The following is a 23889-nucleotide window of genomic DNA, read 5'->3' on the forward strand; positions in this document are numbered from 1 at the left end:
GCGCCGATCACGAGTGTGCGTGCCCTCACATTGTCTTGTCAAGAGTTTGTCATGACATATTGACGAACTCTGGTGATCTGCCCCAGAGTGTGGCCATGCCAGGTCAGCCCGCCATCACCCTCGACCGCTCCAGCCCGGTGCCGTTGTACTTCCAGGTGGCCGAGCAGTTCGAGCAGGCCATCTTGACCGGCGAGCTGGCTCCGGGCGACCGCATCGAGAACGAGGTCGACCTCGCCAAGGGTCTCGGGTTGTCGCGCCCGACGATGCGCCAGGCGATCCAGGTGCTGGTCGACAAGGGGATGCTGGTGCGCAAGCGCGGCGTCGGCACCCAGGTGGTGCACGGCACCGTGCGCCGGTCCGTCGAGCTCACCAGCCTGCACGACGACCTCGCCAACGCGGGCCAGGATCCGCGCACCCAGCTGTTGTCGCTCGGTCGCGAGCCGGCCGACGACGAGGTGAGCACCGAGCTGCAGGTCCCGGTCGGCGCCGAGGTCTGGATGGTCGAGCGACTGCGGTCGATCGGCAGCCAGCCGTTGGCCCTGATGTGCAACTACCTGCCCGTCGACGCGATCGACCTGAGCCACGTGGACCTGGAGGACGTGGGACTGTACGCCACCATGCGGCGTGCGGGGATCATCATGCGCGTGGCCAAGCAACGCATCGGGGCCCGGGCGGCCACCGAGCGCGAGGCGTCACTGCTGCGCGAACGACGCAACGCCCCGCTGCTGACCATGCAGCGCACGGCCTACGACGACGGCGGTCGGGCGGTCGAGTTCGGCCGGCACTGCTACCGGCCCGACCTCTACCAGTTCGAGCTCACGCTCGTGGACCGCTGAGCTCGCTCTCGATCGCGGCGAGGGTGACCTTCATGCCGTCGCAGAGCTCCTGGTCGTGGCCCTCCTGGCCACCCAGCGCGAGTCGCGCCGTGCTGCGGACGACCAGGGACGGATCGACGACGGCCGTGCGGGCCTCGGTGAGTCGCGTGCCGGGGCCGTCCGGCGCCACCTCGTAGGACCACTCGACGTTCGTGGGCCACACGCTGAAGGCGAACCGTCCCGGGGTCTGCCCGCTGGGCGACGTCCAGGCCGTGATGCGGCTGAACGTGGGCCAGAAGAACCATCCACGGCGGTTGAGGTTGACCGTGAGTCGGCCCGACCGGGGACGCCCCAACGGCCACATGCCGACCAGCTCGGGGCTGCGTCGGGCCATCGCGCCGAGGTCCGTGACGGCGGACCACACCACAGACGGCTCGGCCGACACCGTGATCGACTCCGACAGTGCTGGCATGTTCGCCATCAGGCCCTCCTGGGGGCGGGAAGCGCACGCGGCGATCGGGTGCGGGCATTGATCCACTCGACCATCCAGTCACCGACCTGGGGGTGGTTGAGCAGGGCGAAGTGGTGAGCGCTGGGCAGGTACTCGAAGCGCGCGCCGTCGACGATCGGGCCGGTGCGTCCCACACCCGTGGCCGAGCTGAAGTGGACCAGCAGATCACCGAGCACGGTGCTGAAGGGATGGCCCTGGGTGGCGCCGAGCGTGGCCGCCACGAAGTGGTACTCGGCGTGCGCGAGCGGTGCCGCGGCGATGCGGTCCAGGCCCCACTGGGCCGTGAGGTCCTGGCCCTCCCACTCCTCGGCCGAGATGTAGCCGTGGCGCAGGTCGACGATCCCGGCCGAGCGGCTGTCGAGCAGGGTGCTGAACGGCCGCGACTCGGGCCAGAACCTCAGCAGCCGCGACCCCATGTGGGCGGCCTTCTCGAGCCGGGCACCCGCGTGCGGCGTGCCGAGGCAGATGACGTCGCGCACCAGGTGGTGCCACGACTCGCTCGCGGCGGTGGCGTGGTTGGTGGCAGCGCGGGCGACCAGACCGCCCATGGAGTGACCGACCAGCGTGATGCGGGTGACGCCCACCGGCCACGCGTCGACCAGCCGGCGGATCAGCTGGTCGAGGTGCTTGCCGTTCTCGGAGATGTGCAGACCGGTGTTGTAGCGAATCATCACCGGGGTGCCATCGGTCTCTGCCGCCACCCGCTGTGCGTACGTGGTGCCGTGCACCTTGGCGCTGGTGTCCCAGGACTCCTCGTTCTCGCACAGACCGTGCAGGAAGATCACCGGATGGCTGGTGGCGTCGCGGAACGCCTCGGACAGCGGCCAGGCGGTGACGGGGACGTCGTCGCCGTCGACCCGCACGGCCATCGTGATGGCCTGGGGATCGTCGAGCATGCGCAGCTCGTCACCGATCAGGCCGTTGATGGCAGCGACGATCAGCCGGCCACGAGCGCTGTCCTCGACCGGGCGGCCGATGCCGCGGGCTCCGAGGGCCCGCACGGCCCCGCTGCCGATGCGCAGGCCGCCGGAGATGGCGCCGTAGATCGAGGTGACCACGGCATCGTGCAACGACTCGGGCACCCGACTGCCGACCAGTCGGGTGGCACCGAAGGCGCGCGAGGAGATGGCGTGGTGCATCTCCCGCACGGTCCCGACGATCAGGCGATCGCCGTACTCGAGCGCGAGGGCAGCGACGTCGGTCGTGCGTGCAGGCTCGGTGGGCATGCCGACATACTGCCGGTATCCAGAGCCGTTGGGAACCGCGACAGGGCCGAAAGAGGCAGATCTCACAGACTTTTCAGCCTGCGTGCAGACCCGTCACCTCAGGCGTCGGCGGCAGCCTCGTCGGGCTCGGCGATGGTGCCGTCGGCCTGCAGCTTGGACAGGTCGATGGTGGTGCCGGACTCGTCGGTGACCGTGGCGCCTTCGACCAGCGAGGCGAGTGCCTTGCCGCGCAGCACCTCGCTGACCATCTCGGGCACGTGGTTGTGCTCCATGATGTGCTGGATGTAGGAGTTGGGGTCCTCGCCGGACTGCTGGGCGCGACGCATGATGTGCTGGCTCAGCTCGTTGTCGTCGATGCCGAACTCCTCGGTGGCGACGACCTGGTCGAGCACGAACTGGGCGATCAGCGAGTCACGGACGCGCTTCTCGAGGTCAGCCTCGAACTCGTCCTCGGTCTGCTCCTCGTCGTCGAGGTAGGCCTGGAACGTCATGCCGACCTGGGCGAGCTGCTGCTCGATCTGCTGGCGACGGCTGGCGATCTCCTCGGTGACGAGGTTCTCGGGCAGCGGGGCGTCGACCTTCTCGACGATCTCCTCGAGGACGAGGTCGCGTGCCTCGGCGGCCTGCTCCATGCGCTTGCCGCGGGTCACGCGGTCGGTGAGGTCGGCGCGCAGCTCGTCGACGGTGTCGAACTCCGACGCCATCTGGGCGAACTCCTCGTCGAGCTCGGGCAGGTGCTGCTCCTTGACGTCGGTCAGGACGACGGTGACGTCGACCTCCTCGCCCTTGCGATCGCCGCCGACCAGCGTGGTCGCGAAGGTGGCGGTGCCGTCCTTCTCCAGCCCGGTCAGGGCTTCGTCGAGGCCGTCGAGCATGGTGGCCTTGCCGATGACGTAGGGAAGGCCCTCGGCCTGCGCCTCGTCGATCTGGGTGCCGTCCTTGGTGGCGGCGGACAGGTTGATGGTGACCGAGTCGCCGTCCTGTGCAGGACGGTCGACCTCGGTGAAGGTGGCGAAGCGCTCACGCAGGGCGTCGAGCTGCTCGGCGACGTCGTCGTCGGACACCTCGGCGTCGGAGACCTTGACCGAGATCTTCGACAGGTCGGGGAGCGTGATCTCGGGGCGCACGTCGAGCTCGGCGGTGACCTCGATGGGCTCGCCGTCGACGAACTTGGCCAGGTCGATCTCGGGCTGGCTCAGCGGCTGGATCTTGGTCTCCTGCAGGGCCTCGGAGTACCAGCCGGGAAGTGCGGAGTTGATCGCCTCGTCGAGCACGGCGCTGCGGCCGATGCGCTGGTCGACGATCGCGGCCGGCACCTTGCCCTTGCGAAAGCCGGGAATGGTGATCTGCGCACCGATGGTCTTGTAGGCGGCCTGAAGGCTCGGCTCGAACTCCTCGAACGGCACCTCGATGGTGAGCTTGACCCGGGTGGGGGTGAGGTTCTCGGTCGTGCTCTTCACGTGACTGGACTCCTGGAATCAGACGATGATCGGGGCCGCGGCTCGACAGCGGGTGGCGCGTCGACATGTGCTGGACATGGTGCCGGAAAACGGCCGACCGCCAGTCTCTCACGTGGCTGCGATCAAGCCGAAACTGGCTGCGGGCGCGGGGTCGCGGCGATCGGTCGGGATGACAGGATTCGAACCTGCGACCCTCCGCTCCCAAAGCGGATGCGCTACCAAGCTGCGCCACATCCCGTGACGCGCCCCACTGTAGTGCTCAGCCCTGCGGGGACCCCGGCGGGCTGATCCCCGTGGTCGGCGTGCCGGACGGTGCCGTGCTCGACGCCGAGGGCGCGGGGGCGGAGGGGGCCGGGGTGGCCGTGGGCGCACCGCCGGCGACGAACGTCGGGTCGGCGAGGTCGTCGACCTTCACACCCGAGCACGAACCGGCGCGCGCCCGCAGCTCGTCGACCTGCCAGCTCTCTCCCGACCGCACGAACGTCAGGCGAGCGGAGTCGACGCGACGGGCGTCCGTCGTCGTGGTGCCGGCGGCACGGCTGAAGCCGGACGACACCAGGCAGATCGCGATCGCGGCACGATCTCCCTTCACCGCCACGGCCGTCGGCGTGAACGGGATCGGCCCCGGGTAGAAGCGCCCGAGCTCGTTGCCGAACAGGGGCGGCAGCACCTTCCGTCCGTGAGCGGTCATCACGGACCTCGCCGCACCGAGATCACGTTCGCCGTCGTTGATCGAGCGGGCGACGAGCGTGGCCCACTGACGGGCGATCTCGACCTGGGGGCGGTCCTCGTAGGGCGAGGTGGGCAGCTGCGCCGCCGGCACCGTCGACGGCGGAACGGTCACCGTGGGCTCGGGCGTGGCAAGTGTCGGGCTCGGAGAGGCCGACCCGGGAGTCGGCGTCGGCGACGGCGGTGCGTCGCTTCCGAACAGCGCGCCGCACCCCGACACCGACAGGCCCAGGACCATCGCGAGGGCAGCCGTCCCCGCTCTGGCACGCCTGCGCATACGGTCAGGATAGGCGGTGCGTGCCGCCGAGCCGACGATCCGTGCTGTCACACTGGCCGCATGTCGTACGCCGCGATCGCCTCGGCCGCGACGGCGCAGGCCACAGGCCGCGAGCCGGCCTGCGGCGCCAGCCGGGTGATCGCGATCGACGGGCCGAGCGGGTCCGGCAAGACCGACCTCGCGGCAGAGTGGGAAGGCGATGCCGACGCCGTCGTGCTGCACCTCGAGGACCTGTATCCCGGGTGGCACGGGCTGGACGCCACTCCCCCGGTCGTGGCGCGGATGCTCGGCGCGCTGGCGGTCGACGCGGACGCCTCGGCCGCGCGGTGGGACTGGGAGCACGACCGGCCCGGCCCCCTGCTGCACCTGCGACCCCGCCCGCTCGTGGTGGTCGAAGGTGTCGGCGCCGGTGCCGCGGTGATCCGACCCTTCCTGAGCCTGATCGTGTGGGTCGAGGCACCCGCCTCCGTGCGGCGCGACCGTGCCCTCGCGCGCGACGGCGACACCTTCGCCCCGTGGTGGCAGACCTGGGCCGAGCAGGAGCGACGTCACTTCGCCCGCGAGCAGACCCGCACCCACGCGGACGTCATCGTCTCGACCTGATGTGGCATCATGGACCCGCTGGTGAGGCCGTCAGGTCGAGCCACACGCGGACGTAACTCAATTGGTAGAGTCTCTGCCTTCCAAGCAGAATGTTGCGAGTTCGAGTCTCGTCGTCCGCTCCACGACCTCAGCGAGAGAAGACCCCGGACTTTCGGTCGTTCGCCGCGGTCTGACCCGAACCGAACGCCTGAGCCCTCGAGAGAAGACCGTCTCCGGGCGTCTCCCGAGCATCGGGCCAACGCCTACCCATTGGTATTCAGGTACCCGATTGTTCGAACTCGATTTCCTCGGTCACAGCAGGCCTGGACGACAGCAACTACGGCCTCGTCGGTGGAGGTCTGGACCGACAGTATCTGGAGCAGTATCGACTTCCTCAGGGCTGAGATCGTGAGCTTCCGCCCCGAAAGGAGCTCGACGCGCATGCCGCCGTACTCAGGCCACATCATGGCGATAGCTTCGAGCGGAACCGAGTAGGTGAGGAGTGGACCGACCGTCATGATCCGCTCGCCATCCACCCCGCACCACGGACGAAGTAGCGTCAGCCATACCAGGACGGCGACCGGGGCGGCGATCAATAGTCCTTCAACAGGCTGCCCGTCGACAGTCGCGCCCAGTCCGAGCGCCCCAGCCGGTGCGATTGCCACGACAGCCAACAAAACTCGCCAACGGCCGAATGGGCGCCAAACACCGATCGTCGTCTGCGCTCGTTCAAAGCGGATGCGATGCCGCCTGGACCAGAATGTGAGTCGACAATTCATCCGCCTGTGGTCTCCGACCTGATCGGCGATTCGCGGATGGCGCCACTCAGCTGCCTGTGATCCGCGAAGGGCACCTCCATGCCTGGCGAATACAGAGCCAGCACGTCGAGCAAGTCCCAAAGTCCTCGTCGTAGGGGTCGCAGGTGCGGAGAGCGGCCGCCAGCGCGGTTGCGGCCCGGGCCGAGTCCTGTCATCGGCATCCTCTGCATCTTCGTCCCGATTTGTCTGCCGCAACATCGAACGGATTCTTACATGGGTTGCGTCCTGCCGCGAAGTACCCGCAGGGAAACGATGGGCCGCATTTTGACTGTGCGACGTGACCATTTGGTGCTTGAGGCGGGCCGTGGTCTCCAGTGCCCAGCGACATTCGCTACGGCATTCTGCGACGCTCGCTGACCGCTGCGTTCAGGATCTCGGCTACTTCGACGCTGCGGACGCGGTACCCGAGCACCAGAGTCAGATTGGAACGCTGGACCGCCCATGCGGTGTACGTACGGCCTCGCACGACAGTGATCTCCATTCCTGCGTACCCGGGCCAAACTCGTTCAATTTCAGTCAGCGGGATCACTCGCGACCCGAATGGGTTCACGATGACGACGCTGTCGTCATCCAGCCTCAGTTCAGGATGAATGGCGCACCGCCACAGCAAGAAGGCGCCGATCACCGCGATCGACCCGCCGATCAATAGATTGCCGCCATCGCCGACGGCGTAAACCAAGGAGATTGCCGCAATCGTTGGCGAGATGATCGCGATCGCAAGAATGCGCGACCACGGTCGAGGTCTCCAAACCTGACCAGAGTGCGGGTTCACTCTTCGGGTGGCAGAGCCGGGCAAACACATGGATCGTCTGGGTCGATTGGGGGCCCGCCGTCGGAAGTCACAGCGCAAGTATCAGCGGTGACCCGCGGTGGCGTCCTCAAAACCACGTCGCGACCTACAGGAATTGAAGGGCCTGTTCTGTTGCACGACAAGCCCACACGATTCAGAGGCGCCCACGCCTGTCTCATCGACGTCTTGGGGCAGCGCTCGATGTGAGCCCATCCGTCCTCGGAAAGCCATCTGCTATCCACGACATCGGTTGATGGCAGCCCGCAGTACTCGTTCCGCCTCATCGACTGATGACCACAGCAGGATTGGCGGAAGCGACTGCCTGCGAGAGCCGCCTATCGTCGCTCTCGGAAACATGCCATCAGCGAGAACGAATGGCGACGCAAGGTCGATCCATCGGGGGCGGCCTGACAGCTCGAACAGCGCAATGTCTTCGCATGGCGTGCTCGACAGCACCCGACCCCATCGACGGACGACGAAGTGGTTCGCACTGACCTCGTAGGTGGTCGCTGCAGCCACGATCCAGGCAGGGAGCGTCAGGAGCAGGACCGACAACGAGGCGGGCAGTCCGAAGAGTGCGACGTCGCGAAAACTCTCTGCATCGCGACCAATTGCCGCCGCCAGCAGCAGATAGCAGAAAGCGACATAGACCACCACGGGGCGCCACAAGCTCGAGGCCTCTGCCCCGCACTCTCACGTCACCGGCGCCCACCACGTCCCGCCTCACCGCCTTCGACCGCCCTGTGAACCCCGAATGTAAGCCACCCAACCCCCGGCGCGTGTCCCACCGTTGCTGCGGCGCTTCCTGGGGTTCAGCAACTCGTCCGCGGACGCGGGGATGATACCTGCGTCCGTTCGAGTCTCGTCGTCCGCTCTCCTAGGCTGGCCCCCGTGACTGATCGGGGTGTGCGGCGCGACATCCAGGGCCTGCGAGCCGTGGCCGTCGCCCTCGTGGTCGCCTATCACCTCTGGCCGGGCGCCGTGCCGGGCGGCTTCATCGGGGTCGACGTCTTCTTCGTCATCTCCGGCTACCTCATCACCGCGCACCTGCTGCAGACTCCGCCGACGTCGCGACGTGCCCTGGGCCAGTTCTGGGCACGCCGGATCCGCCGTCTACTGCCTGCCTCGATGCTGGTGATCGCCGCGACATTGGTCGCGTCGCGGCTGGTGCAGCCCAGCACCGAGTGGCTGCGCACCGCGCGCGAGGCGATCGCCTCCACGTTCTACGTCGAGAACTGGGCGCTGGTGCGATCGGCGACCGACTACCTGTCGAGCGACAGCCCACCCAGCCCCCTGCAGCACTTCTGGTCGCTGGGGGTCGAGGAGCAGTTCTACGTCGTCTGGCCGTTGCTGCTCGCAGCGACGTTCTGGTGGGCGGCGGGACGCGACCCTCGCACGTACACGCTCGTCGTCGTCGCGGCCGTCGTGGCAGCCTCGTTCGTCTGCTCACTGGTGCTCACGACCCGCGACCCGGCTGCCGCGTACTTCGTCACCCCCACCCGCATGTGGGAGCTCGGCGCCGGCGGCCTGCTCGCGGCCCTCGGAGCACGCGCCCCGGCGCGGCTGGCGGCGCCCCTCGCCTGGGCCGGCCTCGCAGCCATCGCCGTCGGAGCTCTCGCACTGTCCGGCAGCGATCCGTTCCCGGGCTGGCGAGCGCTCGTTCCCGTGCTCGGCGCCGCTGCCTTCCTCGCCGCCTCGAGCGACGGACGCGGCGGACCGACCGCGATGCTCGGGCTCCGTCCGATCCAGTGGCTCGGCGACGTGTCGTACTCGGTGTACCTGTGGCACTGGCCCCTGCTCGTCCTGGCCCCCGCGGCGCTCGGACGCGACCTCACCACCGGCGACCGCATCGGGATCGTGCTCCTCACCCTCGCGCTCTCGGCCGTCACCTACCGACACGTCGAGCAACGCTGGCGACGCCCTCGCGCAGGTGCCCGGCTTCGCGTCCCGTACGTGGCCGCAGCCGTGGCGATGTCGGTCCTGACGGCGGTCGCGGTGGCACAGACCGTCGAGGTGTCGATCCGCGACGACCGCGCGGCTGCGCAGGCCGACGAGCTGCGCCGCAGCGCCGGCGAGTGCCTGGGTGCGGGGTCGCTGGCGTACCCCGAGGCGTGCCCGCAGGACCCCACGGCGGCCCCCGTCCTCCCCCCGGACGCGGCAGCGAAGGACCGCCCACCGACCTTCGCGAATCGCTGCTTCGAGACGCCGCCGTACCGCGAGACCCCGTCGTGCACGTTCGGTTCCGGCCCCCTGCGCATCGCGTTGGTGGGCAACTCGCACGCGGCTCAGTGGCAGCCGGCATTCGCGGGGCTGCCGGAGGCCACGGTCACCACCTTCGTCGCCTCCGAGTGCACGCTCGTCGACGGCGAGCGACTCACCTTCGACGCCGCCGCCAAGGCCACGGGGTGTCAGCGATGGGGCCAGCGCGTGTTCGAGCGGACCCGCGGCGAGCGGTTCGACCTCATCGTGACCACCCAGCGCAACGTGCACTCGATCGTCGGCCACACCGGCGCTGACCGGCTCGACACGCTGCAGGCCGCCTACCAGCGCCAGCTGAAGCGTTGGACCGACAGCGGAGCCCGCGTCCTGGTGCTGCACGACACGCCCTTCCCCGACGACGACGTCGGACCGGTCCCCGTCTGCCTGGCTCGCCACGACGGCGACGTCGCCGCGTGCTCCGGCGCCCCCCGCGACTGGATCCCGACCGATCCGCTCGCAGCAGCCGCCGAGTCGGTGCCGGGAGCGAGCGTGGCGGACCTCAACCGCTACATCTGCGCACCCACCGTGTGCCGGCCCGTCAACGGCCGCGTCATCACCTACTTCGACGGGTCGCACCTGAGTGAGTCGTACACCCGTACGCTCGGCCCCTACCTGGCGACCGCCATCCGTCAAGCCGTCGGACGCTGACTCAGGGGTGCGGCAGCCGGGTCGATCGTGACACCGACGGCGCATCGGTCGACCCGGGCGCAACCTGGTGCGCGCGGGTCAGCAGCAGGATCGCCCGGTCGTCGCCCGCGGCGACCTCGGCCATGATGCGCCTCGGGGCACCGACGAACCCGTCGTCGTGGACGATCTGCCCGGCGCGGGCCCGCAGCCAGTCGATGCCTGCGGTGAAGTCACGCGAGCGGGACTCGACCACGCCGTCGGTGTAGAACATCAAGGCGTCGCCCGGACCGACCGTTCCCGTGGTCTGGTGGAACTCCGGCTCGTCGGCGATGCCCAGGGCGAGGCCGCGTGCTCCGTCGACCTGCCACTCCTCGGTCCCGGAGTCCCACCGGAGTGCAGGTGGGTGACCGGCGCTGATGATCGTGTAGTCCCCGCTGCTCAGGTCGATCAGCACGTGCACGGCCGTGGCGAAGCCGTCGTCCCACTTCTGGCGCAGCAAGAAGTTGTTGGCGGCCCGGAACAGTCCGTCGGGTGGCAGCGCACCGATCAGGCCGCCGAGGGCGCCGGCCAGCTGCAAGGACCGGGTGCCGGCCGCGACGCCCTTGCCGCACACGTCGACCAGCACCATCTCGAGGGTCGACTCGTCGTCGGCGAGGTTGGCGACCATGAAGTCGCCCGAGAACCGGGCGCCACCGGCGTACTTCATCGCCGACTCCGAGCTCCAACCCTCTGGCAGCGGAGGCACGGCGCCCTGCGCCTGGAGACGGTCGCGCAGGTCGACCAGCATGGCCTCGCCGACCGTGCGGGGCAGGCCGCTGCGCCGCTGCGCCGAGTCGAAGATCACGACCACCGCGATGAGCGCCATGGCGCCCAGGGTCGACAACCGCGCGGCGGTCATGCCGTTGGCCACGGACTCGACGGACACCGTCACGGTGACGCACACGATGATGACGCCGATCAGCGCGACCAGCGGACGATGACTCAAGATGATCGTCCCCAGCAGCATCGGCACGACGAACCAGGCGGCGGCGACGACCCGGTACTCGATGAGCGACAGCAGCAGCAGTCCCCCCGTCAGCAGAGCCAGGACCAACCACGCGGTGCGCTGGCCCTCCTCGCTGCCCGTGCGCCAGCTGACGACTCGGTCGTCGACGTAGTGCGCGACGGCGGACCGCGCGCGACGCAGGGGGGACGTCATGCCGTGAGCCTAGCGCCGCAGAGGCTTAGCGCCGCCGCTGGCACGAGGGGCACCAGAACAGATTGCGGGCGGCCACGACGCGCTTGCGGATCGTGGTGCCGCACACGAAGCAGTCCATGCCGTCGCGCCGGTACACGTAGACCTCTCCCCCGTGATCGTCCGCGCGTGCCTCGCGTCCCATGGCCTCGGGCTCGTGCTCGGGGCGCACGGTGTCGATCCGGCCGGTCTCGACCCCGCGCGCCATCAGGTCGACGAGGTCGTCCCACATGGCGTCCCAGCGCACCTTGCGAAGGCGGCGGCCGGCGGTCATCGGGGCGACGCCGTGACGGAACAGCACCTCGGCCCGGTAGACGTTGCCGACCCCGCCGAGGACCGACTGGTCCATCAGGAGGGTCGCGATCGGGGCCGACGAACCGTGGATGCGGGCCCACGCCCGGTCGGGGTCGGCGTCGTCACGCAGCGGATCGGGTCCGATGCGATCGATCAGTGCATCGACCTCCGGCGGTGTGAGGAGCTCGCACGCGGTGGGTCCACGCAGATCGGCCGTCGACTCGCCCTCCAGGCGCCACCTGACCTGTCCCACGGCGGGGTGGCCCACACCCGGGGTGATGGTGAACGTGCCGTAGAGCCCGAGGTGCACGTGTGCCACGTCGTCACCGAAGTCGACGAGCAGGTGCTTGCCCACCGCGTCCGCGCCGACCAGCACGCGACCGTCGAGGGCGGACGCGCCGTCGAACCGGCCCTGCGGGCTGCCTGACCTGACGCGCTGTCCCCCGAACGCCTCGGTCAGCTCGCCGGCCAGACGGTGGAGGGTGTGCCCCTCAGGCAAACTCGCCGGTCTCCTCGTAGGCGAGCAGCATGTCGATGCGCCGCTGGTGCCGCTCGGCTCCGCTCCACGGCGTGGTGAGGAACGCCTCGACGATCGCCGTCGCCTCCTCGGCCGTGTGCATGCGGGCACCGACGGCGACCACCTGGGCGTTGTTGTGCTGTCGCGCGAGCGAGGCGGTCTCGGTGCTCCAGGCGAGTGCCGCCCGCGCGCCCGTGACCTTGTTGGCAGCGATCTGCTCGCCGTTGCCCGAACCACCGATGACGATGGCGAGCGAGCCGGCCTCGGCGACCGCCGCGGCCGCCGCTGAGACGCAGAACGGCGGGTAGTCGTCCTCGGCGTCGTAGGCCTCCGCGCCGTGGTCGACGGGCTCGTGGCCCTGTTCGGTGAGCCAGGCGACGAGATGGGCCTTGAGCTCGAATCCGGCGTGATCGGCAGCGATGTGGACGCGCATGGGATCAGTCTGGCAGCCCGCGTGCCGCGTGCGTCGACCCGCCCGAGTGATCAGGCGTCGTGGACCAGCTCACGCACGAAGGCGGCGAAGGCCTCCGCCGACTCCTCACCGGTGAAGTCGCCGAGGACGTAGCGCCGTCGCTCGTCGCGCTCGCGAGCGAGCGGGTCGGTGAACAACAGGTCGTCCAGCGCCTCGCCGAGGTTGCTGAGATCGCCGAGGATGACGTAGCCGGTCTCCGCCACGGCGTTCTCGGCGCGGAAGACGTCGATCGGGTCGTGCATGCTCGTCATCGCGTAGGGCTTGCCCGACGCGAGGAAGTCCGACACCACGCTGGACACGTCGGAGACCAGGGCGTCGCAACGATCGGTGAGGTCGGCGATGCTCCACTCCTGGTCGACCTGCTGGCCCCACAGGTGCTGACGCTGCGACTGCTCGCGGTCGTCCTTGAGGATCTGGCGGATCTCGGCGATCACGGCCCGGCGTCGCCGCCACCGATAGCTGAGCGGATGGGGTCGAAACAGCACGGTGGCGCCACGTTCGATCAACGCGCGCACGATCTCGGGTCCCCGTTCGAGCGAGGAGAAGTTGACGTTCTCGGACAGACCCTGCCAGGTGGGCGCGTAGAGCACCGTCTTGTCGGCGACGTCGCCGATCGGCGTCGAGACCAGGGCGATGCCCGAGGACTGCGGCCGTCCGAGCACCACGAACTTCTCCCGCGGGATCGAGATGCCGTGACGCTCGTAGCGGTCGATGCCGGCCTGACCACACACCACCAGGCGGTCGTAGTCGCCGTGTCGCGGGTTGAAGTTGGCCGGCTTGTCGGAGTCCCCGTGGTTGAGCCACACGTGCGTGATCTGGTCGTGTGCCATGAACGCGGCGTTGGTGCGGGCGTTCTGGACGTAGAACATCGCCCGGATGGACGGCGCCACCAGCCGGTTGAGCTCGGCGACGTCACGTGACCCGAGCTGGATCAGCGGAGAGGACAGCTGTGCGCCCTCGAGGATCATCGCCAGGTACTTCTCGTGCCGGTTGTAGACGACGTTGCGCTCGCCGGAACGCAGGATGAACGGCTCCCACATCCGCAGCTGCCACGGTCCGCCGCTGCGACCGGCGTACCCCATCGCCGTGCGCGGTGCGTAGGCCCTCAGCGCTCGACGGATGCGGGATATGTGCAGCTGCCCGCCGATCCAGGGCCAGGCCCGCAGCCAGGTGGCGACGGCCACGAGCAGGGCCACACCGAGCGGGCCCCACCACTGCAGACCGTCGGCGACGATGCCGATGCCGACGAATGCGGCGACCACGAGCGCGCCGACCACGACCGCCGACCGGTGCAGCAGCGCGTCGACGCTGCGGAAGGTCGGCGGACCGTCCGGGACCGTCGGCAGTCCGTACGCGTGCGGCGGCTTGTACGACGATCCGTCGACGAGGGCGAAGGCAGCGATCAGCAGCAGGCTGGCCACGGACGCGCACCATGCCGCGAGGGAAAGGGACCCGCCATCGAGCACCCACGCGACCACGACGGCGGCGGTGATCAGCAGGACGGACGCCGAGATCAGCCTGGCGCCACGCGACAGGCGGGCCAGGTGTCGCCACTGCACCCGCCGTGGGGTCTTGGCCTGGCCGTCCTCCGTCACGCGGCCATCATGCCAGTGATCGACGGTGCGCCAGTGCAGACTCCAGCCAGGCACCGACGAGTGTCACCGCGACGCGGGCAGCGTCGAATCGCTCGGGTTGGCGCCAGAACGAGTGCACCATCCCGGCCGCGACCCACGCCGTGACCTCGACTCCGGCCTCGGCGAGTCGCGCCCCGAACTGTTGGCCCTGGGGGCCCAGGACGTCGTGCTCGCAGGTGATCAGCAGGGTGCGCGGCTGGTCCGACAGGTCGGCGGCCAACCCGGGTGAGACCTCGGGGTGGCGGGGATCGACGTGAGGCGCGTAGGCCTCCCAGAACCGCCCCATGACGCCCGCTTCGAGCACCGCCGTCGAGAGCTCGTCGAGCAGGTCGGCCGTGCGATCCGTCGGTGGGTACAGCAGCACCTGGGCGTCGATGAGCCCCGGTGCTCGCACCGACAGGGCGGTCACCAGGTTCGCGCCCGACGAGTCGCCGATGGCCGCCACCAGGTCGGTGCTGACGCGGTGCCGACGGGCGTTCTCCCGCAGCCACCGCGCGGCCGTCTCGACGTCGTCCAACGGCGCCGGGAAGGGGTGCTCGGGCGCCAGCCGGTAGTCGACGGCCAGCAGCGCCCAACCGGTCGCGTGCGCGAGGTACCGGCAGAAGGCGTCGTGGGTCTCCAGATCGTGCATGACCCACCCGCCGCCGTGGACGTAGAGGGCCACCGGTGCCCCGAGACGGGGTCGGTACAGCCGCACCGGAACACCGTCGGCGTCGAGGTCCTCGACGCTGTCGAGCCCGATCCGATCGGTCGTGGCGAGCGCCGCCGCCCGGGCGACTGCGCGGAACCCCGCAGGGTCGTCGAAGACCGACGGCGCATCGACCGCGACCTCGGCGAGCAACGCCCGCGACTGGGGGTGGAGGGTCATGTCGGCGATTCTAGGAGCCGCACCGCCCACCCCCACGAGGATCGGTGATCAGCTGAAGTCGAGCTTCTCCGGTGCGGGTGCGCTTGAGCTCGAAGAAGTCCGGGTAGCCGGCGAGCAGGCGAGCGCCGTCGAAGACCTTGCCGGCGTCCTCGCCCTTGGGGATGCTGGTCAGGACCGGGCCGAAGAACGCCGTGCCACCGATGGCGATGACCGGGGTGCCGACCTCTTCGCCGACCCGGTTGATGCCGTCCTCGTGCGAGGCGCGCACCGCGTCGTCGAGCGACTCGTCCTCGGCCGCGGCCGCGAGCTCGGTGGGCAGACCGATCTCGGCGAGCACCGCTTCGTACAGCTCGGTCGAGAACTCCTGCTTCTCGTTGTGGTGCTTGGTGCCGATGGCCGTGTAGAACTCGCGCAGCGACTGCTGACCGTGCTGCTGCTCGATCGCGATCGCGAGCCGCACCGGTCCCCAGCCGGCGTCGATCATGGCCTTGTACTCCTCGGAGACGTCCTTGCCGGAGTTGAGCACCGACAGGCTCATGATGTGGAACGTGGTCTCGACGTCGCGCTGCTGCTCGACCTCGAGCATCCAGCGGGACGTGATCCACGCGAACGGGCACAGCGGGTCGAACCAGAAGTCGACGGTTTCTGTAGAAGTCATGCCTGGTGCAACACCGGACGACCCTCACGCATTTCCTGCACGAGTGACTGGACCACCGCGTCGAGGCGGCCACCGTTGGCCTCCGCCACCGCGTTCTGCCTCTGGTAGGAGGCGCCGTCGCGGATGATGTCGTGGATCCCACCGAGCTCCTCGGTGCAGTCCAGACGGGCGGCGATCGGCTCCAGGACGCCGAGAAGACGCAGCAGGTCCTCGGTGACCAGCCCCTCGTCGGCCTGCTCGTCGAAGATGAGGATCGCGTCCATGCCGTAGCGGGCCGACCGCCACTTGTTCTCCTGCGCGAACCACGGCTGCAGGTCCGGCAGGGTGCGTCCGGCGTCGAGCTCGCTGGAGAAGTGCTCGACCAGGCAGTGGGTGAGCGCCGAGATGCTCAAGAGCTCCGACATCGTCGGGATCCCGTCGCAGACCCGCACCTCGAGCGTGCCGAACTTCGGCGCCGGGCGCAGGTCCCACCGGATCTCGTCGTAGGTGTCGATGACGCCGGTGTGGGTCAGGTCGTCGACGTAGCCCTCCAGCTCGTGCCACTGCTGGAAGTGGAACGGCAACCCGGCCGTGGGCAGCTGCTGGAACATCAGCGCACGGTTCGAGGCGTAGCCGGTGGACTTGCCGCCCCAGAACGGCGACGACGCGCTCAACGCCTGCAGGTGCCCGTAGTACGACAGCATCGCGGCACTGATCGGCAGCACCTTGTCGCGGTCCTCGATGCCCACGTGGACGTGCACCCCGTAGATGAGCATCTGTCGACCCCACCACTGCGTGCGGTCGATCAGGGTGGCGTAACGCTCGCGATCGGTGACCTTCTGGTTGTCCCACCGGGCGAACGGATGGGTGCCGGCACACATCAGCTCGACCCGCAGCGGGTCGGTGACCGCACGGATCTCCTCGATCGCCCGCTCGAGGTCGGCGCCGGCCTCGCGGACCGTGCGGCAGATGCCCGAGACGACCTCGACGGTGTTGAGCAGCAGCTCCTGGCGGATGTGCGGGTGCTGCTCGGCTCCCGGCGGCTTGACGGCGTCGAGCACCGTCTGCGCCACCTGGCGCAGGTCACCCGAGTCCTGGTCGACCAGGGCGAGCTCCCACTCGATGCCGACGCTGGACCGTGCCGATTCCGCGAACGGGATCTCCATGCACCCCATCGTGCCGCACGTGCGAGAGTTGGTTGCATGCCAGGAACAAATCTGACCCGTGACGAAGCCCAGCAGCGCGCAGCGATCATCTCCACCGACACCTACGACGTGGAGCTGGACCTGACGCTGGACAACCCGGATCGGTTCGGGTCGATCACGACGATCAGATTCACCGCGACGGCGGGGAGCGCGACGTTCGCCGACCTCGTCGACGGCGACATCCGCTCGATCACCCTCAACGGCGATCCGGTCGACACCTCCGCCTACGCCGACAGCCGCATCGCGCTGACCGGACTTGCCGAGAGCAACGAGCTGCGGGTCGAGGCCACGTGCAAGTACTCGCACTCCGGCGAGGGCCTGCACAAGTTCATCGACCCGGCCGACGACAAGGTCTACCTCTACACCCAGTTCGAGGTGCCCGACGCCCGCCGCGTGTTCACCACGTTTGAGCAGCCCGACCTCAAGGCCGTGTTCACCTTCCACGTCACGGCCCCGGACGACTGGGCCGTGGTGTCCAACTCCCCCACGCCCGAGCCGGTGCCCGCCCACGACGGCGCCGCCACCTGGCACTTCGAGCCCACGAAGACGATGTCCACCTACATCACCGCACTCGTGGCGGGCCACTACCACCGCGTCAGCGACGTGTACTCCGGCAAGCACGGCGACCTGCCGCTGAACGTCTACTGCCGCCAGTCGCTGGTCGAGCACCTCGACGCCGACGACATCTTCACCGTCACCAAGCAGGGTTTCGAGCTGTTCGAGCGCGTCTTCGAGATGGCCTACCCGTTCGGTGGCACCTACGACCAGCTGTTCGTGCCGGAGTACAACATGGGCGCGATGGAGAACGCCGGCTGCGTGACGTTCCGCGACGAGATGATCTTCCGCAGCCGGCAGACGCAGGCGGCCTACGAGTCGCGCTCGAACACGATCCTGCACGAGATGGCGCACATGTGGTTCGGCGATCTGGTCACGATGAAGTGGTGGGACGACCTGTGGCTGAACGAGTCGTTCGCCGAGTTCGCCGCCTCGTACGCCAACACGCATGCCACCCGCTTCACCGAGGCGTGGACCAGCTTCACCAACTCGCGCAAGAACTGGGCCTACCGCCAGGACCAGCTGCCGTCGACGCACCCGATCGCGGCCGACAACTACGACCTGCACGCCGTCGAGGCCAACTTCGACGGCATCACCTACGCCAAGGGCGCCTCGGCGCTCAAGCAGCTGGTGGCGTGGGTCGGCGAGAAGGACTTCTTCGCCGGGCTGCGCGCCTACTTCGACAAGCACGCCTTCGGCAACACCGAGCTGAGCGACCTGCTGACAGAGCTGGAGGCGTCGAGCGGGCGCGAGCTGGGCGAATGGGCCAAGGAGTGGCTGCAGACGTCGGGCGTGAACACCCTGCGCGCCGAGTTCGACACGGCCGAGGGCGATGACGGCAAGGAGCACTTCACGTCGTTCCGGGTGGTGCAGACGGCAGCGGAGGACTTCCCGACGCTGCGCCGCCACCGCATCGCGATCGGTCTGTACGACCGCGTGGAGGGTCGGCTGGTGCGCACCGAGCGGATCGAGACCGACGTGCGCGGTGAGTCGACCGACATCACCGACCTGATCGACCACCGCCGCCCCGACCTGATCCTGCTCAACGACGACGACCTGACCTACGCCAAGATCCGGCTCGACGAGCGCTCGTTCACCACCTTGCTGGAGAGCATCGCCACCTTCGAGGAGTCGCTGCCCCGCGCCCTGTGCTGGGGGTCGGCGTGGGACATGACCCGTGACGCCGAGCTGTCGGGCGCCGACTTCGTCTCCCTGGTGCTGGCCGGTGTGGGCACGGAGAACGACCTCACGGCCGTGGCCTCGCTGCTGCGCCAGGGTTCGAGCGCCGTGAACCTGTTCACGTCCGACGCCGAGCGGCCCGCGCTGGCCGAGCGGTGGGAGTCCGGCCTGCGAGCCCTCGTGGACGCGGCCGAGCCCGGCAGCGACCACCAGCTCGCCCTCGTGCGCGCGTTCGCCGCGGCCGCATCGGGCCCGAAGCGTCTGCGCGAGATCCTCGACGGCGCACTGCCGGGCCTCGAGGTCGACACCGACCTGCGGTGGAGCCTGGTGACCGCACTGGCCCGCATCGGCGACGCCGACGAGGCCGAGATCGAGCAGACGCTCGCGGCCGACAACACCATCAGCGGCCAGGAGCGTGCGTCGGCGGCACGGGCGATCCGGCCGCTCGCCGAGGCCAAGACCGAGGCGTGGCGCATCGTGGTCGAGGACGACTCGACCCCCAACGAGACCCGCCGGCAGACCGCCTACGCGTTCCAGGTGGCCGGCCAGGCCGATCTGCTCGAGCCCTACGTCGACCGCTACCTCGAGATGGCCGAGACCATCATCGAGGACAAGGGCGTGTGGGTCGGGCAAAACGCCTTGATCGCCCTGTTCCCGTCGTCGAACCCGTCAGCCGACACGCTCGCCAAGGTGGACGCGTGGCTGGAGTCGACCCAGGCCGGTCCTGCCGCGCGCCGCTACGTGCTGGAGGGTCGCGACGACCTCGCCCGCGCCCTCCGCGCCCAGAACGCCACCCACTGAGCACCTGACGAGTCCGCTCGGTTCCCGAGCGGACAGGTCAGTGGTGGACGGCGTCCGAGCCCGGGGTGGTCGCGAGGTCCTGGCTCGGCGGCGGGGGCACGTAGTTGTTGCGGGCCGTCAGCAGACCGAAGATCGCGACGAGGACGAACAGTGCGATGGTCCCACCCCCGAACACCAGCAGCGTGTCGAGAGTGCTGCGCGGCTCCGCGATGGGCCAGTCGGGGCTGACGGGCGTGTCAGCGTACGCCGCAGCGGCGCCGGTGACGAAGGTGATCAGGAACATCGCGGCCGCGATACCCACGCGGCGGACGGTCGTCGAGGCAGGCATCATGGCTCCATCCTAGTGGCCCGTAGGCTGGCCCCATGCGTGCCCTGGACTGGAATCTGCCGACCGGCACCGCGTGGGAATGGTTCGTCGCCACCCCCGGTGCGATCGTGCTCATCCTCATTCTCGGACTGCTCCTGCGCTGGTTGGTGCACCGTTCGGTGGACCGGCTGGTGGCCCGGGTCACCAGCGGCAAGCCACCCGGCCCGATCACCAGTCGCGCCGAGAAGCTGTTCACCGACCACAACCCCGCCATCGCGGCCCGCCGCCACCAGCGCGCCACCACGATGGGATCGCTGCTCAAGAGCGTGTCGACCAGCCTCATCCTGGCCGTCGTCATCGTCATGGTGCTGTCCAAGGTCGGCATCGACGTCGCCCCCATCATCGCCAGCGCCGGCATCGTCGGCGTGGCATTGGGCTTCGGTGCGCAGAACCTGGTCAAGGACTACCTGGCCGGCATCTTCATGATCCTGGAGGACCAGTACGGCGTCGGCGACGTCATCGACGTCGGCGAAGCCGCCGGGACGGTCGAGGAGGTCAGCCTGCGCATCACCCGGCTGCGAGACGTCAACGGCACGGTCTGGTACGTCCGCAACGGTGAGATCGTGCGCGTCGGCAACCAGAGCCAGAACTGGGCGCGCACGGTGCTGGACGTCACCGTCAGCTACGACGCGGACCTCGCGCACGTGCAGACCGTCCTGGCCGACGAGGCGCACCAGCTGTTCGGCGAGGACCAGTTCGCGGGCATCATCCTCGAGGAGCCGGAGGTCTGGGGCGTGCAGGACTTCGGCAAGGACGGCGCGGTCGTGCGTCTCGTGCTGAAGACCGCCCCGCTGCAGCAGTGGTTCGTCGCTCGTGCGATGCGCCAGCGCATCAAGGCACGCTTCGACACCGAGGGCATCGAGATCCCCCGCACGTTCGTGTCTCCCTTGAGTACGGAGTGACGACGGCGTGAGCTTCTACGACGAGATCGGCGGTCACGACACGATCGCGCTGATCGTGCACCGCTTCTACGAGGGCGTCGCCACCGACGACGTCCTGCGCCCCCTGTACCCCGAGGAGGACCTGGGGCCGGCCGAGGAACGGTTCCGGATGTTCCTCGAGCAGTACTGGGGTGGCCCCACCACCTACTCCGAGCAGCGCGGCCACCCCCGCCTGCGCATGCGCCACGCCCCCTTCGAGGTGAACCTGCTGGCGCGCGACCGCTGGCTGCTGCACTTCCGCGCCGGCCTGGATGCCGCCGACCTCTCCCCCGAGCAGGACGCCCAGTTCTGGGCCTACGTGGAGCACGCGGCAACGTTCATGGTCAACACGCCGGGCTGAGCGAAGCGAAGGCGTGTTGGGCCATGAACCGACAAGTGCAGCATGGTCAACACGCCGGGCTGAGCGCAGCGAACGCGGGCTGAGCGACGTGGCTGGGACCTAGCGCTGCGTGACTCCGGAGTCCCGCCGCGAGCTGATCACACCGGTGTCGAAGCCGGCGAGGTGCAGACCGCCGTCGAAGCGGGCATGCTCGATCTTGACGCAGCGGTCCATCACGACGTCCATGCCTGCGGCCTCGGCGTCGCGGGCGACGTCCTCGTGCCACGAGCCGAGCTGCAGCCACAGTGTCCTGGCGCCGACGGCCTTGGCCTCCTCGAGCACCTCGGGCAGGTCGTCGTGGCGGCGGAAGACGTCGACCACGTCCGGGACCTCGGGCAGGTCGGCGAGGCTGGCGTAGACCCGCTGGCCGAGGATCTCGGTGGCGCGCGGGTTGACGAAGTACACCCGGTAGTCCGAGCTGCTCAGCAGGTAGGTGGACACGAAGTAGCTGGCCCGGGCGGGGTTGGTCGAGGCACCGACGATGGCGATGGACTTCGTGCGCCGCAGGATGGCCAGACGCTCCGGGGCGCTGGGGCCCCGCCAGGTCCGCTCTGAGGTGCTCATCGGCTGGCTCCCGTCGCTGCTGTCAACGCCTGGTCGAGGTCCCAGATGATGTCCTCGACGTCCTCGATGCCGACCGAGATCCGGATCAGGTCCTCGGCCACCCCGGCCGCGGCGAGCTGCTCGTCGGAGAGCTGCTGGTGCGTGGTGGATCCGGGGTGAATCACCAGCGTACGGGCGTCGCCGATGTTCGCCAGGTGGCTGGCCAGCTGCACGGACTCGATGAAGCGTTGCCCCACCTCGCGACCGCTCAGGTCGTCGGTTGCGCCGACGCCGAAGGCGAAGACGGCTCCGGGGCCCTGCGGCAGGTAGGTGGCGGCACGCTCGTGGTGCGGGTGGTCGGCCAGTCCGGCGTAGGTCACGTACCCCACGCGCGGATCCTCGGCGAGCCACGTGGCCACTGCCTGGGCGTTGGCGACGTGGGCGTCCATGCGCTGCGCGAGGGTCTCGACGCCCTGCAGCAGCTGGAACGCTGCCGTCGGCGACAGCGCGGGTCCGATGTCGCGCAGCTGTTCGGTGCGCAGCTTGGTCAAGAAGCCGTACTCGCCGAAGTTCTCCCACCAGGTGACGCCGCCGTAGGACTCCACCGGCTCGGTCATCGAGGGGAACCGGCCGCTGCCCCAGTCGAAGCGGCCCGACTCGACGACGACGCCGCCGAGGGTCGTGCCGTGCCCGCCGATGAACTTGGTGAGCGAGTGGATCACGATGTCGGCGCCGTGCTCGATCGGACGGATCAGGTACGGCGTGGCGAGGGTGGCGTCGATGACCAGCGGGATGCCGTGTCGGTGGGCCACCTCGGCCAGGCCGGCGATGTCACAGATCTCGCCGCTGGGGTTCGCAACGACCTCGGCGTAGACGGCCTTGGTCGCGTCGGTGATGGCCGCCTCGTAGTCGGCCGGGTCGGTGCCCTGGACGAACGTGGTCTCGACGCCGAACCGACGCAGCGTCACGTCGAGCTGGGTGACGGTGCCGCCGTACAGCGACGCCGCGGCCACGATGTGGTCGCCGGCACCGGCGAGCGCGGCGAAGGTGATGAACTCCGCCGACATGCCCGACGACGTGGCCACCGCGCCGATGCCGCCCTCCAGCGAGGCGATCCGCTCCTCGAGCGCCGCCACGGTGGGGTTGCCGATGCGCGAGTAGATGTTGCCGTACTTCTGCAGGGCGAACAGGTTGGCCGCATCGGCGGTGTCGTTGAAGACGAAGCTGGTGGTCTGGTAGATCGGCACGGCTCGCGCCCCCGTGGTGGGGTCGGGCACGCCGCCTGCGTGCAGGGCCCGGGTGCGGAACCCGAAGGTGTGCTCTGCTGCGTCGCTCATGTCAGCTCCATCTCGCGAGGAATCGTCGTTCGACGACGCCGATCACCGTATCCGTGACCTTGCCGAGCACCGCCAGCAGCACGATCGCGAGCAGCACGCGGTCGACCCGGCCGTTGTTCTGCGAGTCGGTCAGCAGGAAGCCCAGGCCCATCGAGGCGCCGGCCAGCTCGGCTGCCACCAGGAACAACCACGCCTGTGCCATGGCCAGTCGAAGACCGGACACCACCGACGGCAGGACCGCTGGCAGCTGCACGGTGCGGAACAGCTCCACTCCCTTCAGCCCGAAGGCGCGGGCGGCTTCCACGAGGTGGGGATCGACGTGGCGCAGGGCGCCGGCCACCGTGGTGTAGACGGGGAAGAACGCGCCGATCGCGATCAGGGTGACCTTGGAGTCCTCGCCCAGCTTCAGCCAGATCAGCAGCAGCGGGATCCAGGCGAGCGACGGCACCGCTCGGATGGCGCCGACGGTGGGACCGAGCAGGACCGACCACAGTCGCGACAGCCCCACCAGCGCGCCCAGCGCCAGTCCGAGCGACGCTCCGAGCGCGAAGCCGAGCAGCACGCGCTGGGTCGAGATCGCGATCTGGTTGTAGAGCTCACCGCGATCGACCAGCTCGACCGCGGCGTCCCAGACGTAGACCGGCGGGGGCAGCTGGTAGACCGCGAAGACGCCGGTGGTGCTGGCGACGTGCCAGGCCACCACCAGGGTCACCGGGACGACCGCGCCGAGCACAGCCACCACCCAGCCGCGGTCGAGCAGTGGCCGCCGTGCGGTCCGCTCGATCTCGGCGGTCTCGCCGTCGCTCGCGTGCGTGGTGGTTGCGCTCATCGG

The 23889-nt window shown here is 69.3% G+C and carries 23 protein-coding genes and 2 tRNA genes; 7 read left to right on the forward strand and 18 right to left on the reverse strand.

Annotated elements, in window-relative coordinates; translation table 11 throughout:
* Positions 1-95: 95 nt before the first annotated feature.
* Entirely contained in the window at positions 96-836 is a 741-nt protein-coding gene (locus AC0L5F_RS05100; protein WP_473315551.1) for a GntR family transcriptional regulator, read from the forward strand.
* On the opposite strand, the gene AC0L5F_RS05105 is transcribed toward AC0L5F_RS05100, so the two are convergent.
* The 5 genes from AC0L5F_RS05105 to AC0L5F_RS05125 form a co-directional block, all read right to left on the reverse strand.
* Complete coding sequence (locus AC0L5F_RS05105) at positions 817-1296, reverse strand: SRPBCC family protein (protein ID WP_473315552.1); 480 nt, start codon at positions 1294-1296, stop codon at positions 817-819. The two genes, AC0L5F_RS05100 and AC0L5F_RS05105, sit on opposite strands and share 20 nt — an antisense overlap.
* Entirely contained in the window at positions 1296-2552 is a 1257-nt protein-coding gene (locus AC0L5F_RS05110; RefSeq protein ID WP_473315553.1) for an esterase/lipase family protein, read from the reverse strand. The genes AC0L5F_RS05105 and AC0L5F_RS05110 overlap by 1 nt, the downstream gene beginning before the upstream one ends.
* A 98-nt stretch (positions 2553-2650) precedes the next feature.
* Complete coding sequence (gene tig, locus AC0L5F_RS05115) at positions 2651-4012, reverse strand: trigger factor (RefSeq protein WP_473315554.1); 1362 nt, start codon at positions 4010-4012, stop codon at positions 2651-2653.
* Positions 4013-4176: 164 nt separating this feature from the next.
* A tRNA-Pro gene (locus AC0L5F_RS05120) sits at positions 4177-4250 on the reverse strand.
* Between the two features lie 21 nt (positions 4251-4271).
* On the reverse strand, positions 4272-5018 hold the full coding sequence (locus AC0L5F_RS05125; RefSeq protein ID WP_473315555.1) for a hypothetical protein: 747 nt from the start codon (positions 5016-5018) through the stop codon (positions 4272-4274).
* 60 nt (positions 5019-5078) lie between these two features.
* Between AC0L5F_RS05125 and AC0L5F_RS05130 the strand changes: the two genes are divergently transcribed.
* Both AC0L5F_RS05130 and AC0L5F_RS05135 read left to right on the forward strand, forming a co-directional pair.
* Entirely contained in the window at positions 5079-5621 is a 543-nt protein-coding gene (locus tag AC0L5F_RS05130) for a nucleoside/nucleotide kinase family protein (protein WP_473315556.1), read from the forward strand.
* Positions 5622-5667: 46 nt separating this feature from the next.
* Positions 5668-5743 (forward strand) — tRNA-Gly (locus AC0L5F_RS05135).
* A 120-nt stretch (positions 5744-5863) separates the two neighbouring features.
* Here the strand turns inward: AC0L5F_RS05135 and AC0L5F_RS05140 are convergent.
* Positions 5864-6265: a hypothetical protein gene (locus AC0L5F_RS05140; protein ID WP_473315557.1), complete on the reverse strand. Its 402-nt coding sequence runs from the start codon at positions 6263-6265 to the stop codon at positions 5864-5866.
* 484 nt (positions 6266-6749) lie between these two features.
* Entirely contained in the window at positions 6750-7190 is a 441-nt protein-coding gene (locus tag AC0L5F_RS05145; RefSeq protein WP_473315558.1) for a hypothetical protein, read from the reverse strand.
* A 909-nt stretch (positions 7191-8099) separates the two neighbouring features.
* Here AC0L5F_RS05145 and AC0L5F_RS05150 point away from each other — a divergent pair.
* Complete coding sequence (locus tag AC0L5F_RS05150; RefSeq protein ID WP_473315559.1) at positions 8100-10115, forward strand: acyltransferase family protein; 2016 nt, start codon at positions 8100-8102, stop codon at positions 10113-10115.
* Between the two features lies 1 nt (position 10116).
* Here AC0L5F_RS05150 and AC0L5F_RS05155 read toward each other — a convergent pair whose 3' ends face one another.
* Genes AC0L5F_RS05155 through AC0L5F_RS05185 form a run of 7 tightly spaced genes read right to left on the reverse strand, consistent with a single transcriptional unit; the run spans position 10117 to position 16916 of the window.
* A complete protein-coding gene (locus AC0L5F_RS05155; RefSeq protein ID WP_473315560.1) occupies positions 10117-11292 on the reverse strand; it encodes a PP2C family protein-serine/threonine phosphatase in 1176 nt (391 codons plus the stop codon).
* Positions 11293-11317: 25 nt separating this feature from the next.
* The gene (locus tag AC0L5F_RS05160; RefSeq protein WP_473315561.1) at positions 11318-12121 is read right to left on the reverse strand and encodes an Fpg/Nei family DNA glycosylase; all 804 of its coding nucleotides are present in this window, start codon (positions 12119-12121) and stop codon (positions 11318-11320) included.
* Positions 12114-12572, reverse strand: a complete 459-nt coding sequence (locus AC0L5F_RS05165; protein ID WP_473315562.1) for a ribose-5-phosphate isomerase — start codon at positions 12570-12572, stop codon at positions 12114-12116. The genes AC0L5F_RS05160 and AC0L5F_RS05165 overlap by 8 nt, the downstream gene beginning before the upstream one ends.
* A 50-nt stretch (positions 12573-12622) precedes the next feature.
* Complete coding sequence (locus tag AC0L5F_RS05170) at positions 12623-14206, reverse strand: CDP-glycerol glycerophosphotransferase family protein (RefSeq protein ID WP_473315563.1); 1584 nt, start codon at positions 14204-14206, stop codon at positions 12623-12625.
* Positions 14207-14213: 7 nt separating this feature from the next.
* Positions 14214-15113, reverse strand: coding sequence for an alpha/beta hydrolase (locus tag AC0L5F_RS05175; RefSeq protein WP_473315564.1), 900 nt, complete (start codon positions 15111-15113; stop codon positions 14214-14216).
* Positions 15114-15123: 10 nt separating this feature from the next.
* Complete coding sequence (locus AC0L5F_RS05180; RefSeq protein ID WP_473315565.1) at positions 15124-15771, reverse strand: mycothiol-dependent nitroreductase Rv2466c family protein; 648 nt, start codon at positions 15769-15771, stop codon at positions 15124-15126.
* Entirely contained in the window at positions 15768-16916 is a 1149-nt protein-coding gene (locus AC0L5F_RS05185) for a glutamate--cysteine ligase (protein WP_473315566.1), read from the reverse strand. Before AC0L5F_RS05185 ends, AC0L5F_RS05180 begins: the two co-directional genes overlap by 4 nt.
* Positions 16917-16952: 36 nt before the next feature.
* Here AC0L5F_RS05185 and pepN point away from each other — a divergent pair, with 36 nt between their 5' ends.
* A complete protein-coding gene (gene pepN / locus AC0L5F_RS05190; RefSeq protein ID WP_473315567.1) occupies positions 16953-19490 on the forward strand; it encodes an aminopeptidase N in 2538 nt (845 codons plus the stop codon).
* Positions 19491-19527: 37 nt separating this feature from the next.
* On the opposite strand, the gene AC0L5F_RS05195 is transcribed toward pepN, so the two are convergent.
* Positions 19528-19821 carry a hypothetical protein gene (locus AC0L5F_RS05195; protein ID WP_473315568.1) on the reverse strand — a complete coding sequence of 98 codons (294 nt, stop codon included), beginning with the start codon at positions 19819-19821 and terminating at the stop codon, positions 19528-19530.
* Positions 19822-19853: 32 nt separating this feature from the next.
* On the opposite strand from AC0L5F_RS05195, the gene AC0L5F_RS05200 reads away from it, so the two are divergent.
* A complete protein-coding gene (locus AC0L5F_RS05200) occupies positions 19854-20759 on the forward strand; it encodes a mechanosensitive ion channel family protein (protein ID WP_473315569.1) in 906 nt (301 codons plus the stop codon).
* A gap of 7 nt (positions 20760-20766) precedes the next feature.
* Complete coding sequence (locus AC0L5F_RS05205; RefSeq protein ID WP_473315570.1) at positions 20767-21138, forward strand: globin; 372 nt, start codon at positions 20767-20769, stop codon at positions 21136-21138.
* A gap of 99 nt (positions 21139-21237) precedes the next feature.
* Here the strand turns inward: AC0L5F_RS05205 and AC0L5F_RS05210 are convergent, their stop codons facing one another.
* The 3 genes from AC0L5F_RS05210 to AC0L5F_RS05220 are packed head-to-tail and all read right to left on the reverse strand — an operon-like array spanning position 21238 to position 23886.
* Positions 21238-21741: a CoA-binding protein gene (locus AC0L5F_RS05210; protein ID WP_473315571.1), complete on the reverse strand. Its 504-nt coding sequence runs from the start codon at positions 21739-21741 to the stop codon at positions 21238-21240.
* A complete protein-coding gene (locus AC0L5F_RS05215) occupies positions 21738-23057 on the reverse strand; it encodes an O-acetylhomoserine aminocarboxypropyltransferase/cysteine synthase family protein (protein WP_473315572.1) in 1320 nt (439 codons plus the stop codon). Before AC0L5F_RS05215 ends, AC0L5F_RS05210 begins: the two co-directional genes overlap by 4 nt.
* Position 23058: 1 nt before the next feature.
* Positions 23059-23886, reverse strand: a complete 828-nt coding sequence (locus AC0L5F_RS05220) for an ABC transporter permease (RefSeq protein ID WP_473315573.1) — start codon at positions 23884-23886, stop codon at positions 23059-23061.
* Positions 23887-23889: the final 3 nt, after the last annotated feature.

It is taken from the genome of Aeromicrobium sp. 10G20-16 (assembly GCF_055809665.1).

Coding starts and splice junctions, on each gene's coding strand:
- AC0L5F_RS05215 (WP_473315572.1), bottom strand. CDS start 23,057: ATGAGCGACGCAGCAGAGCACACCTTCGGGTTCCGCACCCGGGCCCTG.
- AC0L5F_RS05200 (WP_473315569.1), top strand. CDS start 19,854: ATGCGTGCCCTGGACTGGAATCTGCCGACCGGCACCGCGTGGGAATGG.
- AC0L5F_RS05175 (WP_473315564.1), bottom strand. CDS start 15,113: ATGACCCTCCACCCCCAGTCGCGGGCGTTGCTCGCCGAGGTCGCGGTC.
- AC0L5F_RS05100 (WP_473315551.1), top strand. CDS start 96: ATGCCAGGTCAGCCCGCCATCACCCTCGACCGCTCCAGCCCGGTGCCG.
- AC0L5F_RS05130 (WP_473315556.1), top strand. CDS start 5,079: ATGTCGTACGCCGCGATCGCCTCGGCCGCGACGGCGCAGGCCACAGGC.
- AC0L5F_RS05220 (WP_473315573.1), bottom strand. CDS start 23,886: ATGAGCGCAACCACCACGCACGCGAGCGACGGCGAGACCGCCGAGATC.
- pepN (WP_473315567.1), top strand. CDS start 16,953: ATGCCAGGAACAAATCTGACCCGTGACGAAGCCCAGCAGCGCGCAGCG.
- AC0L5F_RS05125 (WP_473315555.1), bottom strand. CDS start 5,018: ATGCGCAGGCGTGCCAGAGCGGGGACGGCTGCCCTCGCGATGGTCCTG.
- AC0L5F_RS05110 (WP_473315553.1), bottom strand. CDS start 2,552: ATGCCCACCGAGCCTGCACGCACGACCGACGTCGCTGCCCTCGCGCTC.
- AC0L5F_RS05185 (WP_473315566.1), bottom strand. CDS start 16,916: ATGGAGATCCCGTTCGCGGAATCGGCACGGTCCAGCGTCGGCATCGAG.
- AC0L5F_RS05105 (WP_473315552.1), bottom strand. CDS start 1,296: ATGGCGAACATGCCAGCACTGTCGGAGTCGATCACGGTGTCGGCCGAG.
- AC0L5F_RS05195 (WP_473315568.1), bottom strand. CDS start 19,821: ATGATGCCTGCCTCGACGACCGTCCGCCGCGTGGGTATCGCGGCCGCG.
- AC0L5F_RS05180 (WP_473315565.1), bottom strand. CDS start 15,771: ATGACTTCTACAGAAACCGTCGACTTCTGGTTCGACCCGCTGTGCCCG.
- AC0L5F_RS05210 (WP_473315571.1), bottom strand. CDS start 21,741: ATGAGCACCTCAGAGCGGACCTGGCGGGGCCCCAGCGCCCCGGAGCGT.
- AC0L5F_RS05155 (WP_473315560.1), bottom strand. CDS start 11,292: ATGACGTCCCCCCTGCGTCGCGCGCGGTCCGCCGTCGCGCACTACGTC.
- AC0L5F_RS05165 (WP_473315562.1), bottom strand. CDS start 12,572: ATGCGCGTCCACATCGCTGCCGATCACGCCGGATTCGAGCTCAAGGCC.